This window comes from Microbacterium sp. Marseille-Q6648, assembly GCF_943181415.1.
GTDB lineage: Bacteria > Actinomycetota > Actinomycetes > Actinomycetales > Microbacteriaceae > Microbacterium.
On record NZ_CALPBZ010000001.1, the window covers coordinates 272,104 to 291,717 of the forward strand.

General features: G+C 69.7%; 17 protein-coding genes. 14 read left to right on the forward strand and 3 right to left on the reverse strand.

The window, feature by feature from the left end:
- Window positions 1-93 precede the first annotated feature (93 nt).
- Complete coding sequence (locus tag NFR93_RS01280; protein WP_251449523.1) at window positions 94-765, forward strand: hypothetical protein; 672 nt, start codon at window positions 94-96, stop codon at window positions 763-765.
- A gap of 1 nt (window position 766) precedes the next feature.
- Here the strand turns inward: NFR93_RS01280 and NFR93_RS01285 are convergent, their stop codons facing one another.
- The gene (locus NFR93_RS01285) at window positions 767-1,369 is read right to left on the reverse strand and encodes a DUF4126 domain-containing protein (RefSeq protein ID WP_251449524.1); all 603 of its coding nucleotides are present in this window, start codon (window positions 1,367-1,369) and stop codon (window positions 767-769) included.
- A gap of 49 nt (window positions 1,370-1,418) precedes the next feature.
- On the opposite strand from NFR93_RS01285, the gene NFR93_RS01290 reads away from it, so the two are divergent.
- Window positions 1,419-3,104, forward strand: coding sequence for a sensor histidine kinase (locus NFR93_RS01290; RefSeq protein WP_251449525.1), 1,686 nt, complete (start codon window positions 1,419-1,421; stop codon window positions 3,102-3,104).
- On the forward strand, window positions 3,104-4,300 hold the full coding sequence (locus NFR93_RS01295) for a hypothetical protein (RefSeq protein WP_251449526.1): 1,197 nt from the start codon (window positions 3,104-3,106) through the stop codon (window positions 4,298-4,300). Before NFR93_RS01290 ends, NFR93_RS01295 begins: the two co-directional genes overlap by 1 nt.
- On the opposite strand, the gene NFR93_RS01300 is transcribed toward NFR93_RS01295, so the two are convergent.
- Window positions 4,279-5,133, reverse strand: coding sequence for a response regulator transcription factor (locus NFR93_RS01300; protein WP_251449527.1), 855 nt, complete (start codon window positions 5,131-5,133; stop codon window positions 4,279-4,281). The two genes, NFR93_RS01295 and NFR93_RS01300, sit on opposite strands and share 22 nt — an antisense overlap.
- A complete protein-coding gene (locus NFR93_RS01305; protein WP_251449528.1) occupies window positions 5,130-5,276 on the reverse strand; it encodes a hypothetical protein in 147 nt (48 codons plus the stop codon). The genes NFR93_RS01300 and NFR93_RS01305 overlap by 4 nt, the downstream gene beginning before the upstream one ends.
- 151 nt (window positions 5,277-5,427) lie before the next feature.
- On the opposite strand from NFR93_RS01305, the gene coaE reads away from it, so the two are divergent.
- From coaE to tpiA, 11 genes are all read left to right on the forward strand, one after another.
- Window positions 5,428-6,051, forward strand: coding sequence for a dephospho-CoA kinase (gene coaE, locus NFR93_RS01310; protein WP_251449529.1), 624 nt, complete (start codon window positions 5,428-5,430; stop codon window positions 6,049-6,051).
- A 61-nt stretch (window positions 6,052-6,112) separates the two neighbouring features.
- Window positions 6,113-6,736 carry a hypothetical protein gene (locus NFR93_RS01315; RefSeq protein WP_251449530.1) on the forward strand — a complete coding sequence of 208 codons (624 nt, stop codon included), beginning with the start codon at window positions 6,113-6,115 and terminating at the stop codon, window positions 6,734-6,736.
- Window positions 6,737-6,804: 68 nt separating this feature from the next.
- Window positions 6,805-8,886, forward strand: coding sequence for an excinuclease ABC subunit UvrB (uvrB, locus tag NFR93_RS01320; RefSeq protein ID WP_251449531.1), 2,082 nt, complete (start codon window positions 6,805-6,807; stop codon window positions 8,884-8,886).
- A gap of 66 nt (window positions 8,887-8,952) precedes the next feature.
- On the forward strand, window positions 8,953-11,853 hold the full coding sequence (gene uvrA, locus NFR93_RS01325; RefSeq protein WP_251449532.1) for an excinuclease ABC subunit UvrA: 2,901 nt from the start codon (window positions 8,953-8,955) through the stop codon (window positions 11,851-11,853).
- A 13-nt stretch (window positions 11,854-11,866) separates the two neighbouring features.
- Complete coding sequence (uvrC, locus tag NFR93_RS01330) at window positions 11,867-13,774, forward strand: excinuclease ABC subunit UvrC (RefSeq protein ID WP_251449533.1); 1,908 nt, start codon at window positions 11,867-11,869, stop codon at window positions 13,772-13,774.
- A gap of 25 nt (window positions 13,775-13,799) precedes the next feature.
- On the forward strand, window positions 13,800-14,681 hold the full coding sequence (rapZ, locus tag NFR93_RS01335) for an RNase adapter RapZ (protein ID WP_251449534.1): 882 nt from the start codon (window positions 13,800-13,802) through the stop codon (window positions 14,679-14,681).
- A gap of 65 nt (window positions 14,682-14,746) precedes the next feature.
- Window positions 14,747-15,724 carry a DNA-binding protein WhiA gene (gene whiA, locus NFR93_RS01340; protein ID WP_251449535.1) on the forward strand — a complete coding sequence of 326 codons (978 nt, stop codon included), beginning with the start codon at window positions 14,747-14,749 and terminating at the stop codon, window positions 15,722-15,724.
- A gap of 143 nt (window positions 15,725-15,867) precedes the next feature.
- Entirely contained in the window at window positions 15,868-16,494 is a 627-nt protein-coding gene (locus tag NFR93_RS01345; protein ID WP_251449536.1) for a superoxide dismutase, read from the forward strand.
- Window positions 16,495-16,597: 103 nt separating this feature from the next.
- On the forward strand, window positions 16,598-17,608 hold the full coding sequence (gene gap, locus NFR93_RS01350) for a type I glyceraldehyde-3-phosphate dehydrogenase (protein ID WP_251449537.1): 1,011 nt from the start codon (window positions 16,598-16,600) through the stop codon (window positions 17,606-17,608).
- A gap of 8 nt (window positions 17,609-17,616) precedes the next feature.
- Window positions 17,617-18,831, forward strand: a complete 1,215-nt coding sequence (locus NFR93_RS01355; RefSeq protein WP_251449538.1) for a phosphoglycerate kinase — start codon at window positions 17,617-17,619, stop codon at window positions 18,829-18,831.
- Complete coding sequence (gene tpiA / locus NFR93_RS01360) at window positions 18,822-19,613, forward strand: triose-phosphate isomerase (protein ID WP_251449539.1); 792 nt, start codon at window positions 18,822-18,824, stop codon at window positions 19,611-19,613. The genes NFR93_RS01355 and tpiA overlap by 10 nt, the downstream gene beginning before the upstream one ends.
- Window position 19,614: the final 1 nt, after the last annotated feature.

The following is a 19,614-nucleotide window of genomic DNA, read 5'->3' on the forward strand; positions in this document are numbered from 1 at the left end:
CGCGGCTGATGCTCTGCGGAACGAGGGCGAGGTGTCAGCATGCTCATAGGCGTCAGCCCTAACGTGAGCGATCTCAGCACTCGAGGAGGCATCATGGGATTCCTGGACCGACTGTTCGGCACCGAGCCGGAGCGCACCCCGCCGCCGGTGCCGCAGAACGCCCCACGCCACCCGCAAGGGGGTGCGCAGCCCGTGTCGACGCAGCCCCCGCAGAGCGAGGATGAGGCGGCGATCGAACGCTATCGCTACCTCTTGCGGACCGCGCCGCCCGAGACGATCGAGCAGGTGCACGCCGAAGCGTTCGGCAAGCTGACCGAGCCCCAGCGGCAGCAGGTGCTGGCGGAGCTGTCGGCGGGACTTCCCGCAGCCGAGCAGCCGCGATCGAGTGATCCGCAGTCCATGGCGCGCGCGGCCACCCGCGCGGAGTACATGAACCCGGGTTTCATGGAGCGCACCCTCGGACCCCGCAGGGATGGCCCCCAGGGCGGACCCTCGTTCGGCGCCATGGTCGGATCGTCGCTTCTCGGGACGGTGGCCGGCTACGTCATCGGCTCGGCGCTGGTCGGGGCGTTCCTGGCTCCCGCCTTCGCCGACGGCGGGTCCGGTGCCGAGGATGCCGGATCAGCGGATGCCGGAGCCGACGACCCCTCCGCGGGCGGCGCCGACGCGTCCGGCGACGCCGGTGGCTGGGGCGACGGCGGGTGGGGCGATGCGGGCGCTGCGGACGCCGGTGGCTTCGGCGACGTGGGGGACTTCGGGTTCTGACTCACGCCGGGGTCGTCGACGCCGCGCTCCTGCGCCGGCGGCCCAGGCGGATGAGCGCGACCGCTCCGACCACCAGCCCGACCAGCGCCACGACCACGAGGACGGGGAAGAAGATGGCGAGCGCCGTCAGGGCGAAGGCGGCGACATCCTCGACACTGCTCACGACCGGCGCGGCGACGCCCGCCGTCGCGACATTGGCCACCGGGCGGGCCGCGGCCTTCACCACATGCACGACCAGGGCGATGAGCACGCCGACGACGATGGGCACCCAGCCGGCATCGGCGAACAGTGACGCGGGGTCGTCCACCCGTACCGTCTGGGCGCCTGCTCCGGCCCCGAACACGACGCCGCCCGCCGCAGGGCGGATCACCGTCTGGATGATGTCGTTGACGGAGTCCACCGCCGGCACCTTGTCGGCGATCATCTCGACGACCAGCAGGATGCCGGTGATCCACAGCGCCAGGTCGCTCGACAGCCAGGACCACGCCGCGGGCAGCTGGACCGCCGGCAGCAGGCGGTCTGCCAATCCGAGGACGAACAGCGGCATCCACGCATTGAGGCCCGCCGCCGCCGCGAGGCCGGTACCGGTCAGGATCTCGAGCACACCTTCACTCTATGTGCGTCCGGACCCCGGCATCCATTAGCGTCACGGTATGACCGCCGCCATGCCCGGTCCGCCGCACACGGGTGCCGTGCGGGCCCGCCTCCACGGTCTGTGGGGCGGGCGGGACTTCTCGGATCAGACCCAGGAGCGCGCGGCGACCCTCAACCAGCTGCTTCTGGCAGGTGTGGTGTTCGTGCTCGCCGCGTTCGTCGCGGTGGGGCCGTTCAGCGGGGACGGGGCGCTGTTCTTCCTCGGCGTGGTGGTCGTCTTCGTCCTCACCGGCGCGACACTCGTGGTGCCCTGGAATCGACTGCGTTTCGGGTGGGTGGCCGTCATCCCCGCCGTGGATATCATCGCCATCGGGCTTCTCCAGCTGTCGGCGCCGGGTTCGGCCCTGGGTCTTCTGTGGGTGTTCCCGATCACCTGGCTGGCGGGCAGCTTCGGGCTCCTCGGGCTGTTCGCCGTGGCGGTGTCGATCGCCGGCATCACCGCTCTGCTGCTTCCGGCCGACCGCGGCGATGAGACCTTCTCGACTTTCCTCCTGCCGCTCGTGCTGGTCGCGGGCGCGGCGACGAGCTACCTCAACACCCGTCGCACCGAGGCGCAGCGCGTCCTTCTCGCCAAGCAGTCGGTGCTGCTGCGGCGGGTGCTGGCGCGTACGCGCCGCCAGGAGCAGGAGGTCACCGAGGTCCTCGACGCGCTCGACTTCGGCGTCGTCCGGATCGGTCCGGCGGGCGAGGTCGCCATCACGAACGAGGCGCACGCGCAGTTGCAGCAGATCGCGAGGTGGGACGACGAGGACGCCGAGATCCCGATGTTCCGCGACGACGGCGTCACCCCGCTGCCGCGCGATGAGACCCCGCTCGCGAGAGCCCTGCGCGGCGAAGCGTTCGACGGCGCCGTGGTGTGGTTCGGGCAGCCGGGAGAGCCCCGCCAGGCGCTGTCGATGACGGTGCGGCGGCTGACCGGGACGGGCGGCGCCGACCTCGGCGCGGTGCTGGTCTCGCGCGACGTCACCGCCGAGCTGTCCGCGCTCCGCGCGCGCGACGACCTCGTGGCCTCGGTCTCGCACGAGCTTCGGACACCCCTGACGTCGATCCTCGGCTACCTGGATCTGGCGATCGAGAATCCCGACGTCCCCGAGGCGGTGCGCTCGGACCTGGACATCGCCGAGCGCAACGCCGAGCGGCTTCTCGGCATCGTCGCCGACATCCTCGCGGCATCCAGTTCGTCCTCGTCGACGATCGAGGCCTCCCTGTCGCCGCGTGAACTGGACGCCGCCGAGCTGGTGAGAGCCGCGGCGGAGGCTGCGCTTCCGCGTGCCCGGGCGCGCGCGGTGACGGTCGATCTGTCGGGGCTCGAAAGCGCGCCCGTCCGTGCCGACCCGCTGCGCCTGCGGCAGGTGGTCGACAACCTCGTCGCCAACGCGATCGCCTACAACCGCGCGGGCGGCTCGATCCACCTCGGCACGACGACGGATGGTCGTGCGACCTGGATCCTCGTCCGCGACACGGGGCCCGGTATCAGCGAGGCCGATCGCTCCCGACTGTTCCAGCGTTATTACCGGGCCGGCGCGCGAGCGGGCTCCGGCACCGGCCTCGGGCTGGCGATCACCCGCGACCTGGTGCGCGCGCACGGCGGCGAGATCGCCCTCCACAGCACCGTGGGTCTGGGCTCCACGTTCATCGTCAAGCTGCCTGCCGCACGCGAACGCAACGACGGGGGAGTGCAGTGATGTTCGACATGTACAGCGTGCTGGTGGTGACCGCACTCGTGGTGAACGTCTCGGGCATCGTCTTCATCGTCGAGACCCTGCTGCGCCGGGACGAGGGCGCCGGCCGGATCTGGACGCTCGCGTTCCTGGCCGGCATGCTCACCACGCTCGCGTACCTCATCTGGACGCAGAGCCCGCACGCGTGGTGGGCGGTCGCGGCCGGCAACGGCGCGTTCGTCGCCGCAACGGGGTGCATGTGGCTGGGCTGTCGGCGATTCAACGGGCGACGGATGCTGTGGGCGTGCCTCCTGGTGACGGCGGGCGTCGGCGGTGCGGCCGTCTCGGCGGCGGTGGAGGGCGGATCGGGCGATCCCTGGGCGGGCGCGCTGTGGATGTTCGTGCCGCTACTGGGCTTCGCGGCGGTGGGCGCCGTCGAGTGCTACCGCGGCGCGCTGCGGGAATCGCGCACCGCGTGGGTGCTCGGCGCGGTACTAGCCGTCCAGGCCCTGTACTACGTCTCGCGCACGACCGCGTTCGTCACCTCCGGCCCCGACAGTCCGCTCTTCCAGAACGCCTTCGGCACCGTGCAGACCAGCTTCCTGACCGTCGTCCTCACGATCGTCGCGGTCGTGGTCGCGTCGGTCCTCCGCGCGGGGCGCGCCCCGATGCGCGGCTACCTCAGTGCGGCGCCGGCGGAGCCCTCAGGGGACGGGATCCTCGCGGACGACGCCTTCCCGGCGGCCTTCACCGCCCTGGTGGGGCGCGCGCAGCCGAAGGCGGAGCTGGTGGGCGTCATCGCGGTGCGGATCGCCGACCTCGACGAGATCTCGACCGCATTCGGCAGCGAGGTGGCGCGCGATGTCAGCGAGACGTGGCGGGCGGGCGTGCGCCGGTGGGCGCCGTCCGACGCCCTCGTCGGCGACGACGCGGCCGCGGGCATGCTCGTCGGGGCGATCATGGGCTCGGCGCGGCAGGCCGAGTCCCGCGGTGGAGACATCTACCGCGGACTCATCGATGCGCTGGGCGAGGTGGCCGGGGGAGTCATCCCCGTCGTGGGCGTGGGCATCGCGCTGAGCAGCACGGTCGGATACGACGTGGCCGAGCTCATCGACGTGGCCCGCGCGACCGCCGCCCGAGCGGCAGCGAGCGTCGACGCGGCGGTGCTGCTCGGCGAGCCCGACGGCGAAGAGGATGCTCAGGCGGCGGTGAGTCGGTAGCCGACCCCGCGGACCGTTTCGATCCACCGTGGCGTGGCAGGCGACTCGCCGAGCTTGCGGCGCAGGTTCGCCATGTGCACCTCGATCGCGCGTGCGTCGCTGTCGCTGACGAACTCGGTGCCGGTGAACGCCTCGCCCCGCAGCATGAGCGCCAGTTCAGACTTGGCGCGCACCCGCCGGCCCGAGCCGAGCAGGTCGGCCAGGATGTCGAACTCGCTGCGCGTCAGATCCAGATCGCGGCCCTCGACCGTCGCGATGCGCATCTGCGGGTTGACCCGCAGCCCGCGATGCTCGACCCACCCGTTCTCCTCGGGCACGACGCGTCCGGCGTCGGCGTCGGCGTCGGTCGCCGCGAGGACGTGGTGCCGGGGGCGCCGGAGCATCGCGTCGATGCGAGCCCGCAGCTCCCGCGGCCGGAAGGGCTTGGCGACGTAGTCGTCGGCTCCCGCCTCGAGCCCCTGCAGGGCGTCGATCTCTTCGGTGCGGGCGCTGAGCATGACGATGTACGTTCCGCTGATGAGGCGGATGCGCTTTGCGGTCTCGAACCCGTCCATCCCCGGCATGTTCACGTCGAGCGTGGTCACGAGCGGCTGGTGGGTGCGCACGAGGTCGATGCCGTCCGCGCCGTTGGCGGCACCGTGGACGGTGAAACCTGCCTGCGAGAGCACGGTGGACAGCAGGCCGCGGATGTCGGCCTCGTCCTCGATGACGACCGCGACGCGGGACTCCTCCACCGATGCACCCCCCGATGCCGGCGCTTCTTCGGCCGGCGAGTGGACGTCGGTCAGGATATCCCAGAACGCCGCTTCGAAGGGACGAGCTCGGTGGCTCATCGGAAGATGCGTGTGCCGGTGGCGATCGCCCCCACGATCGCCACCGCACCGCAGCGCGAGAAAAGGAACTGCCGTGGACGTTCGGGTCGTCCACCACGGATGCCGTCATCGACCGACGACACGGTGTCGTGGTGGTCGATCACTTCGTCCTCCCCAGGAACGCCGTCTCAACGGGTCCGGTTCTCTCGGCGTGTGCCGACGCTACCGCCGCTTGCTCAGCGTCGGCTCAAGCCCACCTCAGCACCTCCCAAAGCTTGGGCGCGCTTCGCGGTGGGCCCGTGCCATCATCGACGGATGCCGCTCGTCGCACTTACCGGGGGAATCGCCTCGGGCAAATCGACCATCGCCCGCCGTCTCGCCCACCACGGTGCCGTGGTGGTCGACGCCGACGAGATCGTCCGCGAGGTGCAGCATCCGGGATCGCCCGTGCTCGATGAGATCGCGACCGCGTTCGGCGCGGACGTCATCCGGTCCGACGGGTCGCTCGATCGCGCCGCGCTGGGCGCGCGCGTCTTCGGCGACGACGCCGCAGTGGAGCGTCTCAACGCGATAGTGCATCCGGCGGTGCGCGCCGAGTCGGGTCGGCGCTTCGCCGAGACGCTGGCGTCGGCCCCCGATGCGGTCGTCGTCTACGACGTGCCCCTCCTCGTCGAGGCGCGGGTGGACGATCCGTGGGACCTGGTGGTGGTCGCCCACGCCCCGGCCGACGTGCGCCGCGAGCGCCTGGTGTCGCTGCGGGGCATGAGCGAGCGGGAGGCGGCGGCGCGGATCGACGCACAGGTGTCGGACGAAGCCCGGTTGCAGGTGGCGGACGTCGTCATCAACACGACCGGGTCGCTCGCCGACACCGAACGCCAGGTGGACCGGATGTGGGATTCGCTGCCTGAGCACATCGCGCATCGGCGCGCGGCAGACTGACGGCGCCGGCCCCGCGCCCGCATGCCGGGCGTACCCTGGAGGTGCCACGAGGAGGTGCCGCATGGGGATGCTGGACAGGTTCCGCCGGCGGCGGCGTCCGTACGCCGCGCTCACCGACGAGGAGCGGATGGCCCGCTACGTCTATCTGCTCAACACTCTTCCCGCGTCGGTCATCGAGAGTGCTCACGCGTCGGCGTTCAAGGATCTCCCGCCGGAGCGCCGCCGCGAGCTGTTCGAGCAGCTGCGGCCGTTCATGGCCGAATCCGAGCGGGATGCCGCATCCGACGATCCGATCGTGCTGGCGCGGCTGATGAGGCGGGCCGAAGAGCATCGGGCGCGCCGCGCCCAGGGCACCGATCAGGACGGCGCCGATCAGGGCAACGGAGTGCTGACCGCGCTGTCCGCCGACCCGAGGGACGCTGTCGACTCCCGCGCGATCCTCCTGACCACGGGGGCGATGGCCCTGATCGCCCACCAGTTCGTCATGACCAGCGCGGTGGCGCTGTACTTCACGGCCGGAGCCGGCTCGCTGCATCTGTCGGACGAGCCCGGCTGGGTCGGCGAGACGTTCGACGCGGGGGCGGCCGGGTTCGACGGTTCCGTCGGCGGCGGATTCGACGGCGGCTTCAGCGGTGGGTTCGACGGCGGCATGGGCGGGTTCGACGGGGGCGGCGGGTTCGCCTGAGCGGCAGGTCGGCGCCCGTCGGTGCCCGCGCGGGCGCCGGTGTCGGCGCCCGCGCCTACGCTTGAAGGGTGCAGACCACCCGATCCGTCCGGCCCTTCGAGGTCGTCAGCGAGTACCAGCCCTCCGGCGACCAGCCACAGGCGATCGCCGAGCTGTCCGCGCGCATCAACGCCGGTGAGACCGACGTGGTCCTCCTCGGCGCGACCGGCACCGGAAAGTCCGCGACGACGGCGTGGCTGGTCGAGGCCGTCCAGCGCCCCACCCTCGTGCTCGCGCACAACAAGACCCTCGCCGCGCAGCTGGCCAACGAATTCCGCGAGCTGATGCCGCACAACGCCGTCGAGTACTTCGTGTCGTACTACGACTACTACCAGCCCGAGGCGTATGTCCCGCAGACGGACACCTTCATCGAGAAGGACTCCTCGATCAACGCCGAGGTCGAGCGTCTCCGCCACTCCACGACGAACTCGCTGCTCTCGCGACGCGACGTCATCGTGGTGAGCACGGTGTCGTGCATCTACGGTCTCGGGTCCCCCGAGGAGTACCTGCGCGCCATGGTGGCGCTCCAGGTGGGGGAGCGGTACGACCGTGACGCGCTCATCCGCAAGTTCATCGCGATGCAGTACAACCGCAACGACGTCGACTTCTCGCGGGGCAACTTCCGCGTCCGGGGCGACACCATCGAGATCATCCCGGTCTACGAGGAGTACGCCATCCGCATCGAGCTGTTCGGCGACGAGATCGAGGCCCTGTACATGCTGCATCCCCTCACCGGTGACGTCGTGCAGAAACTCGATTCGGTCCCGATCTTCCCCGCGACGCACTACGCCGCGGGCACCGAGACGGTGCAGCGGGCCATCGGCACGATCGAGCACGAGCTCGAGGAGCGATTGAAGGAGCTCGAGTCGCAGAACAAGCTGCTCGAAGCGCAGCGACTGCGGATGCGCACCACCTTCGACCTCGAGATGCTGCAGCAGCTGGGCTTCTGCTCGGGCATCGAGAACTACTCCCGGCACCTCGACGGGCGGATGCCGGGCGAGCCGCCGCACACCCTGCTGGACTTCTTCCCCGACGACTTCCTCATGGTGATCGACGAGTCCCATGTCACGGTGCCGCAGATCGGCGCCATGTACGAGGGCGACGCGTCGCGCAAGCGGACACTGGTGGAGCACGGCTTCCGGCTGCCCAGCGCGATGGACAACCGACCGCTGCGCTGGGACGAGTTCAAGAATCGCGTGGGGCAGACCGTGTATCTGTCGGCGACCCCCGGCCGGTACGAGATGGGCATCGCCGACGGCGTCGTCGAGCAGATCATCCGTCCGACCGGGCTGGTCGACCCCGAGATCATCGTCAAGCCGTCCAAGGGACAGATCGACGATCTGCTCGAAGAGATCCGCATCCGCGCCGATCGGGACGAGCGCGTGCTCGTGACGACGCTGACGAAGAAGATGGCAGAGGAGCTCACCGACTTCCTCGGCGAGCACGGCGTCCGGGTGCGGTACCTGCACTCCGACGTCGACACCCTCCGGCGCGTGGAGCTGCTCACCGAGCTGCGCGCGGGCGTCTACGACGTCCTGGTGGGCATCAACCTGCTGCGCGAGGGGCTCGACCTGCCCGAGGTCTCCCTGGTGTCGATCCTCGACGCCGACAAGGAGGGATTCCTCCGTTCGGGCACGTCCCTCATCCAGACCATCGGGCGCGCGGCGCGGAACGTGTCCGGCCAGGTGCACATGTACGCCGACAAGATGACCGACTCGATGCGCAATGCGATCGACGAGACCGATCGCCGGCGCGAGAAGCAGGTCGCCTACAACCTCGCCAACGGCATCGACCCGCAGCCGCTGCGCAAGCGGATCGCCGACATCACCGAGGTGCTCGCCCGTGAGGCATCCGACACGGCGGCGATGCTGTCGAAGAAGGATGCCGCCCGTGCGAAGTCGGGCAAGGGCAAGTCGCCGACCCCGCAGCTGCGCCGCGAGGGCATCGCAGCCGAGGGCGCCGAGCAGCTCGAGTCCACCATCGCCGACCTCAGCAATCAGATGCTGTCGGCCGCGGCGGAATTGAAGTTCGAGCTCGCGGCACGGCTGCGCGACGAGGTCCAGGATCTCAAGAAGGAGCTCCGAGCGATGGAGCGCGCCGGCCACGCGTAGGCGCCCGCCGTTTCGCCGCAAACGAACCCCGGAGCCCGTGTCGGAGGCCCCGCCTACACTTGACGGGTGCCCATCGTCCCCGTCTCCACGCACGCCCACACGAGCGGAAAGCTCAGTGTCCGCGGCGCACGCGTCCACAATCTGAAGAACGTCGATCTCGACATCCCGCGCGACTCCCTCGTCGTGTTCACGGGCCTGTCCGGGTCGGGAAAGTCGTCGCTGGCGTTCGACACGATCTTCGCCGAGGGGCAGCGCCGCTACGTCGAGTCGCTGAGCGCCTACGCGCGCCAGTTCCTGGGTCAGGTCGATCGCCCCGACGTCGACTTCATCGAAGGGCTCAGCCCCGCGGTGTCGATCGACCAGAAGTCGACCAACCGCAACCCGCGCTCGACGGTGGGCACCATCACCGAGATCCACGACTACATGCGTCTGCTGTGGGCGCGCATCGGCGTGCCCCACTGCCCCGAGTGCGGCGAGGTGATTCAGCGCCAGACCGTGCAGCAGATCGCCGATCAGCTGATGGAGCTCCCCGAGCGCACGCGCTACCAGATCGTCGCGCCGGTGGTCACGCAGAAGAAGGGCGAGTTCGTCGACCTCTTCAAGGAGCTCTCCGCCAAGGGCTATGCCCGCGCCGTCGTGGACGGAGAGCTCGTGCAGCTCGCCGAGCCGCCCGCACTGAAGAAGAGCTACAAGCACGACATCGCCGTCGTCGTCGACCGCCTGGTCGCCAGTTCCGACATCCTCGGCCGCATCACCGACTCCGTCGAGACGGCGCTGGGCCTGGCCGGCGGGGTCATGCAGGTGAACTTCGTCGACGAGGAGGGCGACGACGCGTGGCAGTCCTTCTCCGAGAAGCTCGCGTGCCCCAACGGGCACCCCCTGCAGCTGACCGAGATCGAGCCGCGCACCTTCTCGTTCAACGCGCCGTTCGGCGCCTGCCCCGCCTGTTCCGGCCTCGGCACCCGCATGTCCGTCGACGTCGAGCTCATGCTGGGCGACGAGGAGCTGTCGATCCGCGAGGGTGTTCTCCTGCCGTGGACCACGCAGGGCAAGGGCCTCTTCCAGTACTACGAGCGGCTGCTCGAAGGACTGGCACGCGACCTGGACTTCTCGCTCGACACGCCCTGGAAGAAGCTGCACTCCGACGTCCGCGAGGCGGTGCTGCGCGGGGAGAACTACAAGGTCACCGTCAAGTGGCGCAACCGCTACGGGCGCGAGATGCGATACGCCTCGGGCTTCGAGGGAGTCGTCCCCTACATCGAGCGGCAGTACCTGCAGGCCGAGTCCGACACCCAGCGACAGCGCTGGGCGGAGTACCTCCGCGAGGTGCCGTGCCCGGTCTGCGACGGCGCGAGGCTGAAGCCCGAGGTCCTCGCCGTTCAGGTCCACGGACACTCGATCGCCGACGCGTCCCGGCTGAGCCTCGCCGAAGCGCAGGACTACTTCGCGAAGCTGCAGCTCACCGACCGCGAGGCGAAGATCGCCGCCGCCGTGCTCCGCGAGATCCGCGCGCGTCTGGACTTCCTCATCCAGGTGGGTCTCAACTACCTCAGCCTCAGTCGCTCCGCGGGATCGCTGTCGGGCGGCGAGGCGCAGCGCATCCGCCTGGCCACGCAGATCGGCTCGGGTCTGACCGGCGTCCTCTACGTCCTCGACGAACCGTCGATCGGACTCCACCAGCGCGACAACCGCCGGCTCATCGAGACGCTCGTGAAACTCCGCGACCTCGGCAATACCCTTATCGTCGTCGAGCACGACGAAGAGACCATCCACGCGGCCGACTGGATCGTGGACATCGGACCGCGGGCCGGCGTCGAGGGCGGCAACGTCGTTCACTCGGGCCCCCTCGACCAGATGCTCGCCGACAGCGGCTCGATCACGGGCGACTACCTGGCGGGACGACGCGAGATCCCCACTCCGGCGAAGCGTCGACGCATCGACAAGAAGCGGCAGATCTCCGTGGTCGGCGCGCGCGAGAACAACCTGAAGAACGTCACCGCGGACTTCCCGCTGGGCGTCCTCACGGCCGTGACCGGCGTGAGCGGTTCGGGCAAGTCGTCGCTGGTCAACGGCATCCTCTACGAAGTGCTGGCCACTCGCCTCAACGGTGCCCGACGGGTCGCCGGCAAGCACACGCGCGTCACCGGGCTCGACAACCTCGACAAGGTCGTGCACGTCGATCAGGCTCCGATCGGACGCACCCCTCGCTCCAACCCGGCGACGTACACCGGCGTGTTCGATCGGGTGCGCACACTGTTCAGCGAGACCCCCGAGGCCAAGGCGCGGGGCTACCAGCCCGGGCGCTTCAGCTTCAACGTCAAGGGCGGGCGCTGCGAGGCGTGCTCGGGAGACGGCACGATCAAGATCGAGATGAACTTCCTTCCCGACGTGTACGTCGACTGCGAGGTGTGCCACGGCAAGCGGTACAACCGCGACACGCTCGCCGTGCACTACAAGGGCAAGAACATCGCCGAGGTGCTCGAGATGCCGATCGCCGAGGCCGCCGAGTTCTTCGAGCCGATCCAGGCGATCCACCGGTATCTCAAGACCCTCGTGGACGTCGGGCTCGGCTACGTGCGCCTCGGCCAGTCCGCGACCACGCTGTCGGGTGGAGAGGCCCAGCGGGTCAAGCTCGCCACGGAACTGCAGCGCCGATCCAACGGCCGCAGCGTGTACGTGCTCGACGAGCCGACCACCGGGCTGCACTTCGAGGACGTGCAGCGCCTGCTCGAGGTGCTCAACGGACTGGTCGACAAGGGGAACACCGTGATCGTCATCGAGCACAACCTCGATGTCATCAAGTCGGCTGACTGGATCATCGATCTCGGACCAGAAGGGGGCTCCGGCGGCGGCGAGATCGTCGCGACGGGCACTCCCGAGCAGGTCGCCCGCGTCGAGCGCAGCCACACCGGTGCGTTCCTCGCCGAGATCCTCGGCGCCGCGCAGCAGCGTCGCAAGGCCGGCTAGGCGCCCCACCGCGATGGCAGACCAGCTCCCGTACAAGCCGAAGGCGGGGGAGATCCCCACCAACCCCGGCGTGTACCGGTTCCGCGACGCGAGCGGCCGGGTGCTCTACGTCGGCAAGGCGAAGAACCTCCGCGCCCGCCTCTCCAACTACTTCGCGCCCCTCCGCACGCTCCACGAGCGGACGCGCCGCATGGTGCTGTCCGCCGCGTCCGTGGAGTGGACGGTCGTGGCGACGGACGTGGACTCGCTGCAGCTGGAGTACCAGTGGATCAAGGAGTTCGATCCGCCGTTCAACGTCCGCTACCGCGACGACAAGTCCTACCCCTTCATGGCGGTGACCCTCGGCGACGAAGCGCCCCGCGTGATCGTGACGCGCAACGGCAGGATCCGCGGTGCGAAGTACTTCGGGCCGTATCCGAAGGTGTGGGCCGTGCACGACACCATCGACCTGTTGATCAAGGTCTTCCCGATCCGCACCTGCAGCGACTCGTCGTACAAGAAGGCCATGGCGACCGGTCGACCGTGCTTCCCCGGTCAGATCGGCCGCTGCGGTGGGCCGTGCTCGATGCGGGTGACGATCGAGGAGCACCGAGCGATCGTCGACGACTTCGTCGCCTTCATGTCCGGCGGCGATCAGCGGTTCGCCCGCGAGCTCTCCGCGCGCATGCGCGAGGCCTCCGCGGCCATGGACTACGAGGCGGCCGCCTCGTACCGTGACAAGCTGCAGGCCATCGAAGCCGTGCTCGGCAAGAGCGCGCTGGTGCTGGCCCCCGACACCGACGCCGACCTGTTCGGCATCGCCGAGGATGAGCTGGCCGCCGCGGTCCAGCACTTCGTCGTCCGCGGTGGTCGCGTCCGCGGTGTGCGGGCGACCACGATCGAGAAGGAGCTCGACATCACGGGCGCCGATCTGGTCGATCAGATCCTCCAGCGCACCTACGGCGACGCGGCCCCCGCCGACATCCCCCGGCAGGTGCTCGTCCCGACGATGCCCGATGACGCCGGAGAGCTCGAGCAGTGGCTGCGCGAGCGTCGCGGGCGCAACGTCACGATCCAGGTCGCTCAGCGGGGGCGCAAGGCGGACCTCATGAAGACGGCGACGCTCAACGCCCAGCAGGCGCTGATGCTGCACAAGACCCGGCGAACGAGCGATTACGTCGCGCGGTCCCAGGCTCTGACCGATCTTCAGTCCGCCCTCGGGCTCGACGAGGCGCCGCTGCGCATCGAATGCTTCGACGTGTCGCACCTCGGCGGGACCAACGTCGTGGCTTCGATGGTGGTCTTCGAGGACGGGCTGCCGCGAAAGGACCAGTACCGATCGTTCTCGGTCGCCGAGACGACGGACGACACGGACTCCCTGCACCAGGTGCTGATGCGCCGCCTGGCCTACCTCGACCGCCCCGACGAGGCCGACGAGCGGCCCGAGCCGGACGCCGTGCTCGATGCGGACGCGCCCGTGGTGACCGAACGTCGCAAGCCGAGGTTCGCGTACCGCCCGCAGCTGCTCGTCGTCGACGGCGGGCGCCCGCAGGTGGAGGCGGCGGCGCGTGCGCTGCGCGACGCCGGTCACGAGGAGCTCGCCCTCTGCGGCATCGCGAAGCGGCTCGAAGAAGTCTGGCTGCCGGGGGAGGACTATCCGGTGATCCTGCCCCGCACCTCCGAAGCGCTCTACCTGCTGCAGCGGCTGCGCGACGAAGCCCACCGCTTCGCCATCACGCACCAGCGCCGCAAGCGCAAGCGCGACATCCAGAGCGTGCTGGCCGAGGTGCCCGGGCTGGGGGAGGCGCGCATCCGCGCGCTCCTGCGGCATTTCGGTTCGGTCGCCGCGCTCAAGAACGCGAGTCCGGACGAGATCGAGGCGCTGCCCGGCGTGGGGCCCAAGCTCGCCGCCGCGGTGCACGCGCATCTGGCGAGCGGCTAGGCTGGGTCCGACGACGGGGGTGGTCATGACCGACGGAGAACGCCGGGAACCGGGCGAGATCCTGATCGTGACGGGGATGTCCGGTGCCGGCCGCTCGACAGCGGCCAACGCCCTCGAGGACCTCGACTGGTACGTCGTCGACAACCTGCCGCCGCAGATGCTGCGTCCGCTCCTCGATCTCACGGGCCTCGCGGGGGAGTCGCTGCCACGCATCGCCGTGGTCGTGGACGTTCGGGGTCGCGATCTCTTCTCGGAGCTGCCCCGGGCCGTGCAGGCCCTCCGTGAGCGATCGAAGCTGCGCGTGCTCTTCCTCGACGCCGCGGACGACGTGCTGGTCCGCCGCTTCGAGGCGGTTCGCAGGCCGCACCCGCTGCAAGGCGACGGGACGCTGCTGGACGGCATCGTGCAGGAGCGCGAGCGACTGGCGGTGGTCCGGGAGGACGCCGACGTCATCATCGACACGTCGCAGTTCAACATCCATCAGCTCGCCTCGCGCATCGTGGACCTCTTCGCCGATGAGACCGATGCCCGGCACACCCTCACGGTGGTCAGCTTCGGCTTCAAGTACGGACTGCCGCCGGACGCGGATCTGGTCGCCGACATGCGCTTCCTGCCCAACCCGTTCTGGAACGACGCCCTTCGCGCGCAGACCGGCGAGGACGCCGAAGTCCGGGACTACGTTCTCGCCCAGCGCGGAGCGACCGAGTTCGTCGACGCGTACGCGGCGGCGCTGCGCCCGGTGCTCGAGGGCTACCAGCGCGAGAACAAGCGCCACTCCGTGGTCGCCGTGGGATGCACCGGGGGCAAGCATCGCTCGGTGGTGATGACCCGGGAGCTCGCCGAGCGGCTGTCCTCGGTCCCCGGCGTCGCGGTCAAGGTGAAGCATCGCGACCTCGGTCGCGAGTGACCGGATCGGTGCCCGCCGCCCCGCGCGGGTAGGCTGGACGATCGTTCCCGACCCAGAGGAGACCCGTGTCGCTGACCGCCGACGTCAAAGCCGAGCTCATCGCCGTGCGCGATCCGCGACCCACCGCACGGGTGGCCGAGCTCACGGCGCTGCTGCGATTCTCGGGGGGCCTGCACTCGATCGCCAACCGCGTCGCCGTCGAGGCCGAGCTGGACTCCGATGTGCTGGCGCGCCGGGTCGCCCGCGAGCTGCTGGAGATCTACGGTGTGCGTCCCGAACTGGTGCACGTGCAGGGCTCCGGAGGTCGAAGCGCCGGTCATTACGCCGTGCGGGTCATCGAGGGCGGTGAGACGCTCGCGCGCCAGACCGGCCTCCTCGATCAGCGTCGGCGCCCGGTTCGCGGCCTGCCGAACAAGCTCACGACCGGGTCCCGCGGCGACCTGGCGGCAGTGTGGCGAGGAGCGTTCCTGGCCGCGGGTTCGCTGAGCGAGCCCGGCCGCTCGGCCGCTCTCGAGATCACCTGCCCGTCATCCGAGGCCGCCATGGCGCTCGTCGGCGCGGGGCACCGCGTCGGCATCCCCGCGAAGGCGCGGGAGGTCCGCGGCATCCCCCGCGTCGTGGTCCGCGAAGGCGAGGCCATCCGGGCGGCGCTGGCGACGATGGGGGCCGAACGGGCGGCGTCCGACTGGGATCAGATGCGCCAGCGGCGCGAGGTGCGAGCCGGCGTCAATCGCCTGGTCAACTTCGACGACGCCAACCTGCGCCGGTCGGCGCAGGCGGCCGTCGCAGCCTGCGCGCGGGTCGAGCGTGCTCTCGAGATCCTGGGCGAGGACGTGCCGGACCATCTCCGCGAAGCAGGCACGCTGCGGCTGGCCCATCGCGACGCGAGCCTGGACGAACTGGGTCACCACGCCGACCCGCCGCTGACCAAGGATGCCGTCGCGGGCCGCATCCGACGGCTGCTGGCCATGGCCGACAAGAAGGCCGAAGCCGACGGCATCCCCGGCACCGAGTCCGCCGTGCCTGCGGGCATCGAGGAGTAGCACCCGGGGTGCGACGGCGGCATTCTTCCCGGTCGTCACATCGGGAAGCAAGCCCCACTCGCCGGCGTTGCCCATCAGTAGGATGACAGTCGTCCCCTCGCTGCGCCGAGGCTTCGGCGCAGCGCCGACAGGAAGAAGAGAACATGGCGAAGTACACGTTGCCCGACCTCCCCTACGACTATGCCGCGCTGGAGCCGCACATCAGCGGCAAGATCATGGAGCTCCACCACTCCAAGCACCACCAGGCGTACGTGACCGGGGCCAACACCGCCCTGGAGCAGCTCGCCGAGGCCCGTGAGACCGGCAACCTCGCGAACGTCAACAAGCTCGAGAAGGATCTGGCCTTCAACCTCGGCGGCCACGTCAACCACTCCATCTTCTGGACCAACCTGTCGCCCGAGGGCGGCGGCGAGCCCGAGGGTGAGCTGCGCGCCGCCATCGACGAGTTCTTCGGCGGCTTCGACAAGTTCCAGGCGCATTTCACCGCCGCCGCGACCGGCATCCAGGGCTCGGGCTGGGCCGTGCTCAGCTGGGACCCGATCGGCGAGCAGCTGATCATCCAGCAGCTGTTCGACCAGCAGTCCAACACGGCGCAGGGCACGATCCCCGTGTTCCAGCTGGACATGTGGGAGCACGCGTTCTACCTCGACTACCTCAACGTCAAGGCGGACTACGTCAAGGCGGTCTGGAACATCGCCGACTGGTCCAACGTCCAGCAGCGCTTCGCGGTGGCCCGCGAGAAGGCCTCGGGCCTGCTGGTACTGTCATAACCGGCGCGGCGTCCCGGCGGGTACGCCCGCCGGGACGCCGTCGTCCATCGTCTGAACCGCACTAAACCGCGCACTCGCGCACGACACACTCAGGAGAAACTCCGTGGCTGTCAAGATCGGCATCAACGGCTTCGGCCGAATCGGACGCAACTACCTTCGCGCGGCTCTCGCGCAGGGTGCGGACCTCGACATCGTGGCGGTGAACGACCTCACCGACAACAAGACCCTCGCCCACCTCCTCAAGTACGACTCGGTCGGCGGCGTGCTCGCCGAGGACGTCTCGTACACGGCCGACTCGATCACCGTCGGCGACAAGACCATCAAGGTCTTCGAAGAGCGCGACCCCGCCAACCTGCCCTGGGGCGAGCTGGGCGTGGACATCGTCATCGAGTCCACCGGCCGCTTCACCAAGGCCGAGGACGCCAAGAAGCACGTCGCGGGCGGCGCCAAGAAGGTCCTCATCTCGGCACCCGCGACCGGTGACGACGTCACCGTCGTGATGGGCGTGAACGAGGGCGACTACGACCCCGAGAACGACGTCATCATCTCGAACGCCTCGTGCACCACCAACTGCCTGGCGCCCCTGGCCAAGGTCTTCAACGACGCCTTCGGCATCGAGCGCGGCTTCATGATGACCGCACACGCGTACACCGCCGACCAGAACCTCCAGGACGGGCCGCACGGCGATCTGCGTCGCGCCCGCGGTGCCGCGATCAACATCGTCCCCGCCTCGACCGGCGCGGCCAAGGCGATCGGCCTGGTCCTGCCCGAGCTCAACGGCAAGCTGAGCGGCTCGTCCTACCGCGTTCCCGTCCCCACCGGCTCCATCGTCGACCTGACGATCATCACGCCGACCGAGGGACTCACCGTCGACCAGGTGAACGAGGCCTACAAGGCCGCCGCCGCCGACGGCCGCCTCGCCGGCTACCTGCAGTACACCGAGGACCCGATCGTCTCCAGCGACATCCAGGGCAACCCGCACTCGTCGATCTTCGACGCGGAGCTCACCAACGTGAGCGGGAACCTCGTCAAGGTCTCGGCCTGGTACGACAACGAGTGGGGCTACTCCAACCGCCTCGTCGACCTCACCGAGTACGTCGCCGGCAAGCTCTGAGCTCCGAGATGGCTCTGCGCACCCTCGACTCGCTGGGTTCGCTCGCAGGCAAGCGCGTCGTCGTCCGTTGTGACCTCAACGTCCCGCTCAAGGACGGGGTCATCACGGATGACGGCCGCGTGCGCGCGTCGCTCCCCACCCTCAATGCCCTGATCAACCAGGGTGCCCGTCTCGTGGTGTGCTCGCACCTCGGTCGCCCCGACGGCGCTCCCGACGCGAAGTACAGCCTCGCGCCCGTGGCCCAGCGGCTCTCGGAGCTGCTGGGCAAGCCCGTCGCGTTCGCGCGCGACACGGTCGGCGAATCCGCCCACGAGGCCGTCGCGGCGCTCGAGGACGGCGACGTCGCGGTGGTCGAGAACCTCCGGTTCCACCCAAGCGAGACCTCGAAGGATGACGACGAGCGCCGTGGGTTCGCCGAGCAGCTCGCCGGACTCGGGGACGCTCTCGTCTCCGACGGGTTCGGCGTGGTGCACCGCAAGCAGGCGTCGGTCTTCGAGCTGGCAGAGCTTCTGCCGTCGTCCGCCGGGCTCCTCATCGCCGCCGAACTGGAGGTCCTGGACCGGCTCACCGAGAAGCCCGAGCGCCCCTACACGGTGGTGCTGGGCGGCTCGAAGGTCAGCGACAAGCTCGGTGTCATCTCGCACCTGCTGCCGCGCGTCGACCGCCTGCTGATCGGCGGCGGCATGCTCTTCACCTTCCTGGCGGCCCAGGGGCACAAGGTGGGATCCAGCCTGCTCGAAGCCGATCAGCTCGACACCGTGCGCGACTACATGCGCCGCGCCGACGAGTCCGGAGTCGAGCTCGTGCTCCCCACCGACATCGTCGTGGCGTCGAAGTTCGGTGCGGACGCGGAACACGTCGTGACCCCGGCCGATCGCATCGAAGACACACCGTTCGGAGCGTCGGGCCTCGGCCTCGACATCGGTCCCGACACGGCGACCCGGTTCGCCGATCTCGTCCGGGACTCCAAGACGGTGTTCTGGAACGGCCCGATGGGCGTGTTCGAACTCGCGCCGTTCGCCGCCGGCACCAAGGCCGTCGCGAAGGCCCTCACCGAGGTGGACGGTCTCAGCGTGGTCGGCGGCGGTGATTCGGCCGCGGCCGTCCGCCAGCTCGGCTTCACCGACGACGCGTTCGGACACATCTCGACGGGTGGGGGCGCGAGCCTCGAGTTCCTCGAAGGAAAGAAGCTCCCCGGACTGGAGGTCCTCGGATGGCAGTAGCAAGCCGCACCCCGCTCATCGCAGGCAACTGGAAGATGAACCTCGACCACCTGCAGGCGGTCGCGTTCGTCCAGAAGCTGCACTGGACGCTGAAGGACGCCAAGCACGAGGACGGCTCGGTCGAGGTGGCGGTCTTCCCGCCGTACACCGATCTGCGAACCGTCCAGACGCTGCTCGATGCCGACAAGATCCCGTTCGCCCTCGGCGCCCAGGATCTGTCCACGCAGGATTCGGGGGCGTTCACGGGCGAGATCTCGGGCGCGTTCCTGGCCAAGCTCGACTGCCGGTACGTCATCATCGGACACTCGGAGCGCCGTCAATACCACGCCGAGACCGACGATGTCGTGGCGGCGAAGACGAAGGCCGCCCTCAAGCACGGTCTCGTTCCCGTGATCTGCGTGGGCGAGACCGCCGAGGACCTCGAGAAGCACGGCGCCAGCGCCGTGCCCGTCGGACAGCTCGAGGTGGCGCTGGAAGGGCTCTCGGCGGATGCCGACATCGTCGTGGCCTACGAGCCCGTCTGGGCGATCGGCTCCGGTCAGGCTGCGACGCCCGATCAGGCGCAGGAGGTGTGCGCGAAGCTCCGCGCTGTCATCGCGGGGTCGCTCGGCGACGAGGCGGCCGCGCGCACCCGCGTTCTCTACGGCGGGTCGGTGAAGTCGGCGAACATCGCCAGCTTCATGCGCGAACCCGACGTCGACGGAGCCCTCGTGGGCGGAGCCAGCCTGGTCGTGGACGAGTTCGCCGCGATCGTCCGGTATCAGAAGCACGTCGGCGTCTGAC

Bases quoted from the DNA above. Each gene is read 5' to 3' on its own strand.
- coaE (WP_251449529.1), top strand. From the start codon at position 5,428: ATGCCGCTCGTCGCACTTACCGGGGGAATCGCCTCGGGCAAATCGACC.
- uvrC (WP_251449533.1), top strand. From the start codon at position 11,867: ATGGCAGACCAGCTCCCGTACAAGCCGAAGGCGGGGGAGATCCCCACC.
- NFR93_RS01300 (WP_251449527.1), bottom strand. From the start codon at position 5,133: ATGAGCCACCGAGCTCGTCCCTTCGAAGCGGCGTTCTGGGATATCCTG.
- NFR93_RS01280 (WP_251449523.1), top strand. From the start codon at position 94: ATGGGATTCCTGGACCGACTGTTCGGCACCGAGCCGGAGCGCACCCCG.
- NFR93_RS01345 (WP_251449536.1), top strand. From the start codon at position 15,868: ATGGCGAAGTACACGTTGCCCGACCTCCCCTACGACTATGCCGCGCTG.
- NFR93_RS01315 (WP_251449530.1), top strand. From the start codon at position 6,113: ATGGGGATGCTGGACAGGTTCCGCCGGCGGCGGCGTCCGTACGCCGCG.
- tpiA (WP_251449539.1), top strand. From the start codon at position 18,822: ATGGCAGTAGCAAGCCGCACCCCGCTCATCGCAGGCAACTGGAAGATG.
- NFR93_RS01295 (WP_251449526.1), top strand. From the start codon at position 3,104: ATGTTCGACATGTACAGCGTGCTGGTGGTGACCGCACTCGTGGTGAAC.
- NFR93_RS01355 (WP_251449538.1), top strand. From the start codon at position 17,617: ATGGCTCTGCGCACCCTCGACTCGCTGGGTTCGCTCGCAGGCAAGCGC.
- NFR93_RS01290 (WP_251449525.1), top strand. From the start codon at position 1,419: ATGACCGCCGCCATGCCCGGTCCGCCGCACACGGGTGCCGTGCGGGCC.
- rapZ (WP_251449534.1), top strand. From the start codon at position 13,800: ATGACCGACGGAGAACGCCGGGAACCGGGCGAGATCCTGATCGTGACG.